A 12,116-nucleotide genomic window follows, 5' to 3' on the forward strand; every position below is an offset into this window, starting at 1 on the left:
GCGCTGAAGGCTAATATCCTTTATGCTAGGGGGAAGGCGTGTGAAAAAAGGGAGTTCTTTGGGAAATGAAAAGCGTTCGGAACGTCTATTAGGCTATGCGCTTGTTGCTCCGGCACTGTTATTGATTTTAGCTGTCGCGATTTGGCCGGTAATTCAATCATTTTATTATAGTTTATTTGACTATCGGTTAAACAACCCGGCGAAATCGTCAGTTCATTTAAACTATAGCCTTGACTTAGAAGGGTACTTACAAAACTACCCATTTTTAAGCAGCGCTTTAAAACAAGAGATAGCTACTGCAAATGAAGATACGAAGGAAGCGTTAGCGAACGTACAAAAGCAGTTGCAAAGTATGGATGAAGAAATTCGCTCTGATAAAGAAGTGGAAAGACGTTATGAGCAAGTAGATGAGACGCTAAATAATTTTGAATCTCCAAGTGACGAAATAAAAATGGTTGAGATAGATCAAGAAGTGGCCCAAAAATTAAACGAAACGATTGATAATGCCGCTAAAACATTGGATGAAATGAAAGAAGCAGGCGAATTAAAGCAAGCAGATAAAGTAACAGGGCTTGCTAAAGGGCTAAAAGGAACGATTATTGAGCCGAACTTTATCGGACTTAAACACTATAAAGATAATTTCGCTGATGAGCGCCTCTGGAAGGCATTATGGAATACAACGGTATTTACCGTTATTTCTGTTGCTGTTGAGCTTGTATTAGGATTGGCGATTGCAATTTTAATTAATAAAGCGTTTTTTGGTCGGGGGCTTGTTCGTGCGACCATTCTTATCCCATGGGCGATTCCAACTGCAGTTTCAGCACTTATGTGGAAATTTTTATATGATGGGCAAAATGGCATTGTTGCAAAATATTTTGCAGATATTGGTTTAGTCGACAAAATGGGCGACCTACTAACAACTGAAGGAGGGGCCATGTTTGCGGTCATTTTTGCAGATGTGTGGAAAACAACCCCTTATATGGCGTTATTATTACTGGCTGGATTGCAAACCATTCCAAGCTCTTTATATGAAGCAGCGTCAATTGACGGAGCAACGAAATGGCAGCAATTTATGAAAATTACGTTACCTTTATTAAAATCAAGCATTTTAGTGGCGCTCTTATTCCGCACGCTTGATGCGTTCCGTGTCTTTGACTTAATTTTCGTTTTGACTGGTGGAGGTCCAGCAAACTCAACAGAGACGATTTCGATTTTAGCGTATAAAGTGATGTTCTCACAAACAAATTTCGGAGAAGGTTCGGCGTTAGCGGTTATCGTCTTTATTTGCGTTGCGATCATTTCTACGATTTATATTAAGATTTTAGGAGCAGATTTACTCTCCGATAGTGCGAAAAAATAAAGAAGGGGTGAGATTATGCAGAAAAAAGCAGGCCCGCTATTTTACGTGTTTTTAGTTTTCTTCGTATTTTTCGTCATGTTTCCGTTTTTATGGATTTTACTCAGTTCGGTAAAGCCGTTAAGCGAATTGTTCGGAGAAGAAGCTTTTAATTGGTTCACAAGCCATCCAACCTTGAAGTCATATGTTTCCGTGTTTGTGAACTACCCGTTTTTACGCTATTTATGGAACAGCACGGTTGTAGCGACGATTACGACTATTTATACGGTATTCGTTGCTGCATTTGCCGCATATGCGATTGCGCGTCTTGAATTTAAAGGAAAGGCACTGATTCTTGGGATTGTTTTAGCAGTATCGATGTTTCCACAAATTGCAACGATTTCACCGATTTATATGTTTGTGAAAAAATTTGGATTAACGAATAGTTATCTAGGTTTGATTATTCCTTATACAACGTTTGCTTTGCCGTTATCGATTTGGCTATTGGTCACGTTTTTCAGAAAAATTCCATTTGATTTAGAAGAGGCAGCAAAAATCGACGGAGCAACACCGATGCAGACGTATTTTAAAATCATTTTACCGCTTGCGGTACCAGGAGTGTTCACGACATCGATTCTCGTCTTTATTGCGGCATGGAATGAGTTTTTATTCTCGCTAACGATTAATACAGCAGAAAAATATAAAACGGTTCCAGTCGGAATTGCCATGTTTCAAGGACAATATACAATTCCATGGGGCGAAATTTCCGCCGCGACTGTCATTGTGACCATTCCGCTTGTTATCATGGTGTTATTATTCCAACGTCGGATTGTTTCAGGGTTAACATCCGGTTCAGTGAAAGAATAAATAAAAGGGTGAATAGATTATGAAATCGATTTCAAAAAATAAAAAATGGTGGAAAGAAGCGGTTGTATATCAAATTTATCCGCGCAGCTTTAAAGATTCAAACGGTGATGGAATTGGTGATTTACGTGGCATTATTGAAAAATTAGATTATCTAAAAGAACTTGGTGTCGATGTCGTATGGTTATCACCTGTATACAAATCACCGAATGATGATAATGGGTATGATATTAGTGATTATCAAGCGATTATGGATGAATTCGGGACGCTTGCAGATTGGGATGAGTTATTAACGGAAATGCATGAACGAGGTATGAAGTTAGTGATGGATTTAGTCGTGAATCATACATCTGATGAGCATCCGTGGTTTATTGAATCAAGGAAATCAAAAGATAATCCGTATCGCGATTATTATATTTGGCGTCCTGGAAAGGATGGAAAAGAACCGAACAACTGGCAATCATTTTTTAGTGGTTCTGCTTGGCAGTACGATGAAACGACAGGGGAATATTATTTACATCTTTTCTCTAAAAAGCAGCCGGATTTAAACTGGGAAAATCCGAACGTCCGTAAAGAAGTTTTTGAGATGATGACTTGGTGGCTCGACCGTGGAATTGATGGGTTCCGAATGGATGTCATCAACTTGTTATCAAAAGTAGAGGGACTGCCAGATGCACCAGTGACAAATCCGAATGATCGTTATCAATGGGGAGGCCAATATTTTGTTAATGGTCCGAAATTAATGGATTACTTGCGGGAAATGAAAGAGAAGGTATTAAGTAAGTACGATATTTTGACCGTTGGTGAAACACCGTTTGTCAATACGGATGATGCCATTCGTTTTACCAATGAGCAAGATGGTGTTATGAGTATGTTGTTTCACTTTGAGCATATGGATGTGGATACGAAGCCTGAAAGCCCTCTCGGAAAATGGGATATTCAACCGTGGAAATTAACAGACTTGAAAAAAATTATGAGCAAATGGCAAACGGAATTACATGGAAAAGGATGGAACTCTCTTTACCTTGAAAATCACGACCAGCCTCGTTCTGTTTCGCGATTTGGCGATGATCAACGTTATCGCCTTGAAAGCGCGAAAATGTTAGCAACATGGCTTCATATGATGCAAGGTACGCCATATATTTATCAAGGACAAGAAATTGGCATGACGAATGTCGCCTTTCCAACAATTGAACAATATCGTGATGTAGAAATTCATAATTTATGGAAAGATTTAGTGGTTGAAAAAGGCTATGATCCAGAAAAGATATTAAAAGCGATTCATTATCGTGGACGTGATAATGCGCGTACGCCGATGCAATGGGATGCAACAGAACATGCGGGATTTACGACTGGAACGCCATGGATTGAAGTCAATCCAAACTATCGTGAAATTAACGTTGAGCAGGCTCTTAAAGATGAACATTCGATTTTTCACTACTATAAAAAATTAATTCGTTTACGTAAAGAGCATGACATTATCATTTATGGTTCGTATGAGCTCATTTTGGAAGATGATGAGCAAATTTACGCATACATTAGAAAGTTAGAGAATGAACAATTGCTTGTCATTACAAACTTTAGTGCGGAAACACCAACTTTTGCTTTACCGAATCACATTACGTTTGCTGAAAAACAATTGTTGATTAGCAATTATCCTGTGGATGAAAATGAAGAGATTAAAACGATTTTATTAAAACCGTATGAAGCACGTGTGTATAAACTAAAATAAGAGAGCAGCCGTTAAAGGCTGCTTTTTGTTTTAGTATGTCACTTTTAAGCAATTATGACATGTATTTCCATAGCATTCGTGTTGTTCTTCTATCTCTTTTCCACATTCTGTGCATTTTTTCGGTGGAAGGTTTTTGAAAAATTCTGAACTTTTAACTAGCATTTTTATCGCCTCCAAATAATTTGTTAGCTATATTGTATTATAACAGATTTGGTTGTGTCAATCTCTGTTTTGTAACAAGTTTATAAAATAATGCAAATGTTTACGAAATCGTTTATAGTGAAAAGCTGAAGAGGAAAATTTTTAAGAGGGAAGGGATAGATATGAAAGTAACGGTTGTCGGTTTTTGGGGAGGATTTCCTGCTGCGTGTGAGGCAACATCAGGTTATTTGTTTCAGCACGATGGATTTCATTTGTTAGTTGATTGCGGCAGCGGTGTGCTGTCCCAATTACAAAATTACATATCAGTTGAAGAGCTTGATGCAGTCATTATTTCGCATTATCATCATGACCATGTTGCTGATATTGGTCCATTACAATATGCACGCTTAATTAAAAAAAATCTTGGTGCTTCGTTAGAAGAATTGCCGATTTACGGGCATTCATTGGATCGGGACGCTTTTGCTCGTCTTGCCCATAAAGATATTACAAAAAACATTGCTTACAACCCAGAAGAAACATTGCAAATTGGGCCATTTGCGATTCAATTTATGAAAACGCAACATCCGGCCATTTGCTATGCGATGCGAATCACTGCAGGAGATGCTACTGTTGTTTATACAGCTGATTCCAGCTATTTGCCGGAGTTTGTACCATTTGCGCAAAATGCCGACTTGCTCATTTGTGAGAGCAATTTTTATGCAGGACAAAACGCAACACCGGCTGGGCATATGACAAGTGAAGAGGCAGCAACCATTGCCCGCGATGCCAATGTCGGTGAACTTCTACTTACACATCTGCCTCATTTTGGAGAGTTAGACAATCTAGTGAAAGAAGCAAAAGCGATTTTCAATGGACCAGTCCATTTAGCAAAATCGGGGCTTGTATGGGAGAAATAGAGGGGGAATATTATGCTTTTTATTGATAACGAAGGAATTACTGACCCGCGCGTGAATTTGGCGATTGAAGAGTACGCGCTGAAAAACCTCGATATAAATGAAACGTATTTATTGTTTTATATTAACGAACCGTCCATTATTATCGGGAAAAACCAAAATACGATTGAAGAAATAAACACGAAATACGTTGAAGAAAACGGTATTCATGTTGTGCGCCGCTTATCAGGAGGCGGTGCGGTCTATCACGATTTAGGCAACTTAAATTTTAGCTTTATTACGAAAGATGACGGTGAAAGTTTTCATAACTTCAAAAAATTCACAGAGCCTGTGATTCAGGCGTTGCGTAAGCTTGGCGTCAACGCTGAGTTGAGCGGACGGAACGACATTTTAGTAGAAGGCCGGAAAATTTCCGGCAATGCGCAATTTTCCACTAAAGGAAGAATGTTTAGCCACGGCACGCTTCTTTTTAATTCGGAGATTGATGCGGTCGTTTCTGCGTTAAATGTAAAAAAGGACAAAATAGAATCGAAAGGAATTAAATCCATTCGCAGCCGTGTCGCGAACATCAGCGAATTTTTAACAGAACCGATGACGATTCATGAATTTAAGCAAATATTGCTTCGTTATATTTTTAATACGGACGGAGAGATTCCGACATATAAACTGACTGAAGCGGATTGGAAAGAGATTTACCGTATTTCTGAAGAGCGTTATAAAAACTGGGATTGGAATTACGGGAAATCGCCAAAATTTAATTTACAGCATACTCATCGTTTTCCGGTAGGACAAATCGATATCCGTCTTGAAGTCAACAAAGGAATGATTGAGAACTGTAAGATATATGGAGACTTTTTCGGAGTCGGTGATGTGAGCGATATTGAAAAATTATTAACTGGTGTACGATACAGTAAGCAAGAAATTGAGGAAGCGTTAAAGGGAATCAATGTTCAAATGTATTTTGGAAATATCACAAAGGAAGAGTTTATTGATTTAGTTTACTAGAAGAGGCTGACCCAAAAGCAAGTGTCAGACCCCACAACCATAATATATAGGACATAACACTATATATTGTGGGTTGCGCAGGAGGTCAGACACTTATGGGCCAGTCTCTTATTTCTTTCTTGCCCATTTTTTGCTGTTTACATATAATATAGTTAGAATTTTTTAAATTTTTAAATGAATGATTATTCATTCATTACACAAGGGGAGGGAGTGTAAGTGAATTTATCATCACGGTTAACGGAAATCGCAACTAAACACCCAACGAAAGAAGCATATATTTTTCAAGGTACGTCTTGTACATATGCCGAGTTAGATGCATCGATATCAAAATTTGCCAGCGGTCTAAGCCAAATGGGAGTGAACAAAGGGGATCATGTTGCATTATTATTAGGAAATTCCCCGTATTTTGTCATTGGACTGTACGGGGCGTTGCGCGCAGGAGCAACGGTAATACCAATCAATCCAATTTATACGGCAGATGAAATCAGTTATATTTTAAACAATGGAGATGTGAAAACAGTCATTACCCTTGATTTGCTTATTCCATTATTAGAGAAAATGGAAGAGCGTCTGCCGCAAGTCGAGCACATGATTATTTGTGAAACACCGCAAGGAAAAGAACAAGGAATCGCTTTGCTGGGAAAAATGAAATCGTTTGCAACTGTTATTGCTGAAGGAACCGTCACATATCAAGGACCGGATTTGGCGGATGATGACACAGCGGTGATTCTTTATACGTCAGGAACAACGGGAAAACCAAAAGGAGCGATGCTTACGCATAAAAACCTTTACAGCAATGCACAGGACAGCGCCAATTATTTGAAAATTAGTGATGACGACCGGGTTATTGCGACATTGCCGATGTTCCATGTCTTTTGTTTAACGGTTGCTTTAAATGCTCCGTTAATGAACGGGGGAACAGTCATTATTGTTCCCAAATTTAGCCCTGCAGAAATTTTTAAAGTTGCCAAAGAATGTAAAGCGACAGTATTTGCCGGCGTACCGACGATGTACAACTTCCTATTGCAATACCCTGAAGGAAATCCAGAAGATTTGCAAACACTGCGGCTTTGTATTTCTGGAGGGGCTTCCATGCCTGTTGCTTTATTGAAAAACTTTGAAAAAAAATTTAAGGTTATCATTTCTGAGGGATATGGGTTGTCCGAGGCTTCCCCGGTTACATGCTTTAACCCGTTGGATCGTCCGCGTAAACCAGGTTCTATCGGGACAAATATTATTAATGTTGAGAATAAAGTGGTGAATGAATTTGGCGAAGAAGTGCCGGTTGGAGAAGTGGGAGAGCTGATTGTCCGCGGACCAAATGTCATGAAAGGATATTATAAAATGCCGGAGGAAACAGCTGCTGCGATTCGTGATGGCTGGCTTTATACAGGTGATTTGGCAAAAATGGACGAGGAAGGATATTTTTACATTGTCGACCGGAAAAAAGACATGATTATTGTTGGCGGCTATAATGTGTATCCACGTGAAGTGGAAGAAGTACTTTACAATCATCCTGATGTCGTCGAGGTTGCGGTTGTCGGCGTTCCTGATCCGAATTTTGGTGAAGCGGTAAAATGTTTTGTTGTTTCGAAAAATGCCCACTTAACAGAAGAAGATTTAATTGCTTATTGCCGTGAACATTTAGCGAAGTATAAAGTGCCAAGTTCAATTGTGTTTTTAGAGGAATTGCCCAAAAATACGACAGGGAAAATTTTGCGGCGTGCATTAAAAGAACAATTAACTTCAACAAAAGCATAAGAAACGGTTTTATAATGGTCTGATTTCCTCAAGCTATCGCATTATATTGCCCATCTATATGGCAGTTGAGGAGTCAGGCCTTTTGTTATGGTGCTACTTTTTATTTCGTGAAATATTCAGAATATACTTGAAACAAAAATAGCGTCTCTGTATAATTTAACACATAAAAGCGAAGAAGTATAAAAGTGATAAAGTTGTTAAGGGGGAAGAGGAGATGAAGAAGAAAGTTAGGAAACTTGCTTTTATGTTAACGGCTAGCTTGCTTTTGCTAGGCGGATGTGGAGCAAGTGAAACAAGCAAAAAGGAAGAGACCGGCTCAGATAAGAAAGAAAAAACTTATAAAATCGGAGTTACACAAATTGTCGAACATCCTTCATTGGATGCTGCTTTTGAAGGATTTAAGAAAGCGTTGAAAGATAAAGGGTTGTCTGTTACATATGATGTGCAAATTGCTCAGGGGGATATGAACAATAACCAGACGATTGCCAATAATTTTGTTTCAGATCAAGTTGATTTAATTTTTGCAAACTCTACTCCGAGTGCTTTAGGAGCGTTAAATGCGACAAAAGATATTCCAATCGTATTTACGTCTGTGACAGATCCTGTTGGTGCTCAGCTCGTTAAATCGATGGAAGAACCTGGAGGAAATGTAACCGGTACGACAGATACACATCCAGAAGCCATCCCAAAAACGGTTGAGTTTATTGATAAATATATTGAAGGAAACCGTGTTGGAATGATTTATAACTCAGGAGAGCAAAACTCTGTTGCTCAAATCGATATTGTAAAAAAAGCGATGAAAGGAACAGATTTAGAAATTGTTCCTGTATCCGTATCAACATCGGCAGAAGTAAAACAAGCAGCAGAATCAATGGTCGGTAAGGTGGATTGTATATATATTATCACGGATAATACTGTTGTTTCTGCCTTGGAGTCGGTGATTAAAGTAGCAAGTGATGAAGATATCCCACTGTTTGTTGGGGAACTTGATTCTGTAAAACGGGGCGGGTTTGCCGCATACGGATTCGACTATTACGATATCGGTTATGAAGCTGGGGAAATGGCATCGGAAATTTTAGAAGAAAAGAAAAAGCCTTCTGATTTACCTGTTCAATATCCACAAAAACTCAAGTTGCAAATAAATAAGAAAGCCGCCGAGGAAATGGGCATAGAAATCAATCAAGAGTGGGAGACGATGGCGGAGTACATCGAATAATATGATAACAATTCGGGGCTGGCCCAAAAAGCAAAGTGTCAGACCCTACACCACCATATATAAGACATAACATGATATATGGTGGCGAGATCAGACACTTATGGCGCAGCTCCATTACTTTTCAAAAGGATGGGAGAAATATGTTTACAGCGATTTTTGCTTCGGTTGAAGCAGGATTCATTTACGCGATTATGGCTCTAGGCGTTTATTTATCTTTTCGAATTTTAGATTTTCCTGATTTAACAGTTGATGGCAGTTTTGTTACAGGAGCAGCGGTTGCGGCTGTTTTAATTATTAACGGTACAAATCCGTTTATCGCTTCTTTTGTTGCTTTGCTTGCTGGTTTTGTCGCAGGGTGTATCACTGGATTATTGCATACGAAAGGTAAAATTAATCCGCTTTTATCAGGCATTTTAATGATGATTGCGCTTTATTCTATTAATCTGCGAATTATGGGAAAATCGAATGTGCCGTTGTTGCAAGAAGAGAGCGTGATCACCATCTTAACGGATTGGTGGCAAAAAATCGGCATTGATGAAATGATAGAAAATGCACTGATATCTATGAAATTGGTAGACTTTGTGCCCAAAACATGGGCGATTGTTGTGTTAATGGCGCTCCTAGTTATTATTATAAAAATCTTGATTGACCAATTCTTAAAAACGGAAATCGGCTTAGCATTACGTGCTACAGGCGATAATAAGAGAATGATTACCAGTTTCTCAGCCAATACGGATGTATTGACGATTTTCGGTTTGGGCTTATCAAACGCGCTTGTTGCTTTTTCCGGCGCATTGGTCGCACAATATGGCGGCTTTAGCGATGTCGGTATGGGAATCGGGATGATTATTATTGGCTTAGCTTCGGTGATTATTGGTGAAGCGTTATTTGGAGCAAATTCTATTGCAAGAGCAACGTTAGCTGTCATTGGTGGAGCAATTGTTTACCGCATCGTGGTCACCTTAGCATTAAGAGTGCAATTTCTTGAAACAGGTGATGTAAAACTTATCACTGCGTTCATTGTCATTGCAGCACTTATTCTCCCACAATTTATAGCTTCACAAAATGAAAAACGACGTAAAAAGTTAAAAAGCCAAAGGAGAGGTGAACACGTTGCTACAGCTCAAACAGATTACAAAAGTATTTAACGAAGGAACAGTAGATGAAAAGGTTGCCTTACACTCAATCGATTTGACGTTAGCTCCTGGAGATTTTGTGACGATCATTGGCAGCAATGGGGCTGGTAAGTCGACTTTAATGAATATTATTTCAGGGAGATTGTTTCCTGATACAGGGTCTGTTTTGATTAATGGCAAAGATGTAACAGAAATGTGCGAGCATCAGCGTGCCCGCTATATTGGACGGGTATTTCAAGATCCTCTTGTCGGCACGGCGCCGAATATGACGATCGAAGAAAATTTGGCGCTTGCCTATGGAAGAACGAGAAAACGGACGTTGCAGTTTGGTGTGACGAAAAAGCGGCGTGAATTTTTTAAAGAAACGTTAGAGACATTGCAACTTGGATTAGAACACCGTCTAAATGCGAAAGTTGGTCTGCTGTCAGGAGGTGAACGACAGGCATTATCGCTTTTAATGGCAACATTTACGAATCCTGATTTGCTGTTGTTAGATGAACATACCGCTGCATTAGACCCTGCGCGTGCCGAGTTGATTACCGAACTGACAAAAAACATCGTTGAAAAAGCAAAATTGACGACACTAATGGTAACGCATAATATGGAGCAAGCCTTAAAATTAGGCAACCGTCTGATTATGATGGACGGGGGACAAATTATTTTTGAAGCGAGCGGAAAAGAGAAAGAAAAATTAACGGTAGAAAAGCTATTACAAGAATTCCAACGCATTCGAGGCAGCCAATTTACAAGCGACAGGGTTGTATTAGTGTAAGTTTCTGATTATTTTTACACTATATTTAAGAAATAAGAAAAGCTCGGAAAAAATCCACATACAGTTGCATGTGGATTTTTTTCTGTTTGAAAATTTTATGAATTTTTAAGAAAATAAAAATAAGTGATTTTAAAGAACGAGGGGGAGTAGAAATGGAAACAATGCTTGCTGTAAGCAAATCATCGCAATTTCGGCAAGGTGTGCAAGCGGGTGTAAGTATTGCCATTGGTTACATGCCGATTGCGCTTACATTTGGGTTGCTGGCGAAAACGACGGGGTTAAGTTTATTTGAGACGGTATTAATGAGTTTAATTGTTTATGCGGGGGCAGCTCAGTATATTTCCTTAAACTTGCTTTCTCTCGGTACAGGAGTTTTTGAAATTGTTTTAACCACATTTATTTTAAACATTCGCCATTTTTTAATGTCCGCATCACTAAATGAAAAGGTAGAGCAGGATGCGCTATGGAAAAAGGCACTTTACGCGTTTGGCATTACGGATGAAACGTTTGCTGTTGCTGCGACAAAAGAAGGGACAGTTACAACTTCTTATATGTTTGGGCTCAATGCCATTTCTTACGGAAGCTGGGTGATTAGTTCGGGTATCGGTCATCTTGTCGGAGCGAGTTTGCCGCAAAGTTTGCAGGAAAGTATGTCGGTCGCACTTTACGCGATGTTTGTCGGATTGCTAGTGCCGGCTTTGAAAAAACAAAGAAAAACAATCTGGCTCGCCGGGCTTGCTGCTATCGCAAACTCGTTGTTTTTGTTCGTTTTTCATTTTTCGAAAGGATGGGCGATCGTCGGCGCTACGTTGCTGGCGGCTGTGATTGTCGAATTGTTCTATAAAGAAAGTGGGGAAGCTGACTGTGGATAAAATGATGGTTTTAATGATTGTCGGCATGGGGATTGTCACATATATACCGCGTATGCTTCCGTTTGTTGTTTTTAATGGGGGGAAAATGCCGCCATTTTTGCAAGGAGTATTGAAAAACGTACCGTATGCAACGCTAGGGGCATTGATTATTCCGGGAATTCTCCTTATTAATAAGGATATTTGGTTTGGCTTCGTCGGTTTTTTGAGCGCGCTTATCGCCGCGTGGCTTGGCGCCAATGTCATTATCGTCATCTTAACTGCGATTACTGCCTTAAGTGTATATTCCTTTTTTATGTAAAAGAGGCTGACCACAAAAAAGTGTCGGGTCCCACAACCACCATATATATGTGTGTAAACGTTAGAATGC

12 protein-coding genes are annotated in these 12,116 nt (G+C 39.3%); 11 read left to right on the forward strand and 1 reads right to left on the reverse strand.

All coding sequences use genetic code 11. The features are described from left to right. The first annotated feature begins 22 nt into the window (after nucleotides 1-22). From HNQ85_RS11295 to HNQ85_RS11305, 3 genes are read left to right on the forward strand one after another with little or no spacing between them, the layout of a single operon-like run. Entirely contained in the window at nucleotides 23-1,360 is a 1,338-nt protein-coding gene (locus tag HNQ85_RS11295) for an ABC transporter permease subunit (protein WP_409994130.1), read from the forward strand. A 15-nt stretch (nucleotides 1,361-1,375) separates the two neighbouring features. Then, nucleotides 1,376-2,203, forward strand: coding sequence for a carbohydrate ABC transporter permease (locus HNQ85_RS11300; RefSeq protein WP_181537824.1), 828 nt, complete (start codon nucleotides 1,376-1,378; stop codon nucleotides 2,201-2,203). A gap of 19 nt (nucleotides 2,204-2,222) precedes the next feature. Then, entirely contained in the window at nucleotides 2,223-3,932 is a 1,710-nt protein-coding gene (locus HNQ85_RS11305; RefSeq protein ID WP_181537825.1) for a glycoside hydrolase family 13 protein, read from the forward strand. A gap of 30 nt (nucleotides 3,933-3,962) precedes the next feature. On the opposite strand, the gene yhfH is transcribed toward HNQ85_RS11305, so the two are convergent. After that, nucleotides 3,963-4,094 (reverse strand): protein YhfH, encoded by a 132-nt coding sequence (gene yhfH / locus HNQ85_RS11310; RefSeq protein ID WP_181537826.1) that lies wholly within the window; start codon nucleotides 4,092-4,094, stop codon nucleotides 3,963-3,965. A gap of 161 nt (nucleotides 4,095-4,255) precedes the next feature. Here yhfH and HNQ85_RS11315 point away from each other — a divergent pair, with 161 nt between their 5' ends. From HNQ85_RS11315 to HNQ85_RS11350, 8 genes are all read left to right on the forward strand, one after another. Then, nucleotides 4,256-4,990: an MBL fold metallo-hydrolase gene (locus HNQ85_RS11315; RefSeq protein ID WP_181537827.1), complete on the forward strand. Its 735-nt coding sequence runs from the start codon at nucleotides 4,256-4,258 to the stop codon at nucleotides 4,988-4,990. Nucleotides 4,991-5,002: 12 nt separating this feature from the next. Continuing rightward, complete coding sequence (locus tag HNQ85_RS11320) at nucleotides 5,003-5,992, forward strand: lipoate--protein ligase (RefSeq protein WP_181537828.1); 990 nt, start codon at nucleotides 5,003-5,005, stop codon at nucleotides 5,990-5,992. A gap of 216 nt (nucleotides 5,993-6,208) precedes the next feature. Further along, on the forward strand, nucleotides 6,209-7,753 hold the full coding sequence (locus tag HNQ85_RS11325) for a long-chain-fatty-acid--CoA ligase (RefSeq protein WP_181537829.1): 1,545 nt from the start codon (nucleotides 6,209-6,211) through the stop codon (nucleotides 7,751-7,753). 214 nt (nucleotides 7,754-7,967) lie between these two features. Further along, a complete protein-coding gene (locus tag HNQ85_RS11330; RefSeq protein ID WP_181537830.1) occupies nucleotides 7,968-8,969 on the forward strand; it encodes an ABC transporter substrate-binding protein in 1,002 nt (333 codons plus the stop codon). 140 nt (nucleotides 8,970-9,109) lie between these two features. After that, the gene (locus HNQ85_RS11335) at nucleotides 9,110-10,117 is read left to right on the forward strand and encodes an ABC transporter permease (RefSeq protein WP_181537831.1); all 1,008 of its coding nucleotides are present in this window, start codon (nucleotides 9,110-9,112) and stop codon (nucleotides 10,115-10,117) included. Next, nucleotides 10,083-10,877, forward strand: a complete 795-nt coding sequence (locus HNQ85_RS11340) for an ABC transporter ATP-binding protein (protein ID WP_181537832.1) — start codon at nucleotides 10,083-10,085, stop codon at nucleotides 10,875-10,877. The genes HNQ85_RS11335 and HNQ85_RS11340 overlap by 35 nt, the downstream gene beginning before the upstream one ends. Nucleotides 10,878-11,029: 152 nt before the next feature. Then, entirely contained in the window at nucleotides 11,030-11,749 is a 720-nt protein-coding gene (locus tag HNQ85_RS11345; RefSeq protein WP_181537833.1) for an AzlC family ABC transporter permease, read from the forward strand. Then, nucleotides 11,742-12,047 (forward strand): AzlD domain-containing protein, encoded by a 306-nt coding sequence (locus HNQ85_RS11350; protein WP_181537834.1) that lies wholly within the window; start codon nucleotides 11,742-11,744, stop codon nucleotides 12,045-12,047. Before HNQ85_RS11345 ends, HNQ85_RS11350 begins: the two co-directional genes overlap by 8 nt. Nucleotides 12,048-12,116: the final 69 nt, after the last annotated feature.

The sequence above is a fragment of the [Anoxybacillus] calidus genome (assembly GCF_013760845.1).
Taxonomy (GTDB): Bacteria; Bacillota; Bacilli; order Bacillales; family Anoxybacillaceae; genus Paranoxybacillus; species Paranoxybacillus calidus.

Bases quoted from the DNA above. Each gene is read 5' to 3' on its own strand.
- HNQ85_RS11295 (WP_409994130.1), top strand. From the start codon at position 23: ATGCTAGGGGGAAGGCGTGTGAAAAAAGGGAGTTCTTTGGGAAATGAA.
- yhfH (WP_181537826.1), bottom strand. From the start codon at position 4,094: ATGCTAGTTAAAAGTTCAGAATTTTTCAAAAACCTTCCACCGAAAAAA.
- HNQ85_RS11300 (WP_181537824.1), top strand. From the start codon at position 1,376: ATGCAGAAAAAAGCAGGCCCGCTATTTTACGTGTTTTTAGTTTTCTTC.
- HNQ85_RS11335 (WP_181537831.1), top strand. From the start codon at position 9,110: ATGTTTACAGCGATTTTTGCTTCGGTTGAAGCAGGATTCATTTACGCG.
- HNQ85_RS11330 (WP_181537830.1), top strand. From the start codon at position 7,968: ATGAAGAAGAAAGTTAGGAAACTTGCTTTTATGTTAACGGCTAGCTTG.
- HNQ85_RS11305 (WP_181537825.1), top strand. From the start codon at position 2,223: ATGAAATCGATTTCAAAAAATAAAAAATGGTGGAAAGAAGCGGTTGTA.
- HNQ85_RS11320 (WP_181537828.1), top strand. From the start codon at position 5,003: ATGCTTTTTATTGATAACGAAGGAATTACTGACCCGCGCGTGAATTTG.
- HNQ85_RS11315 (WP_181537827.1), top strand. From the start codon at position 4,256: ATGAAAGTAACGGTTGTCGGTTTTTGGGGAGGATTTCCTGCTGCGTGT.
- HNQ85_RS11345 (WP_181537833.1), top strand. From the start codon at position 11,030: ATGGAAACAATGCTTGCTGTAAGCAAATCATCGCAATTTCGGCAAGGT.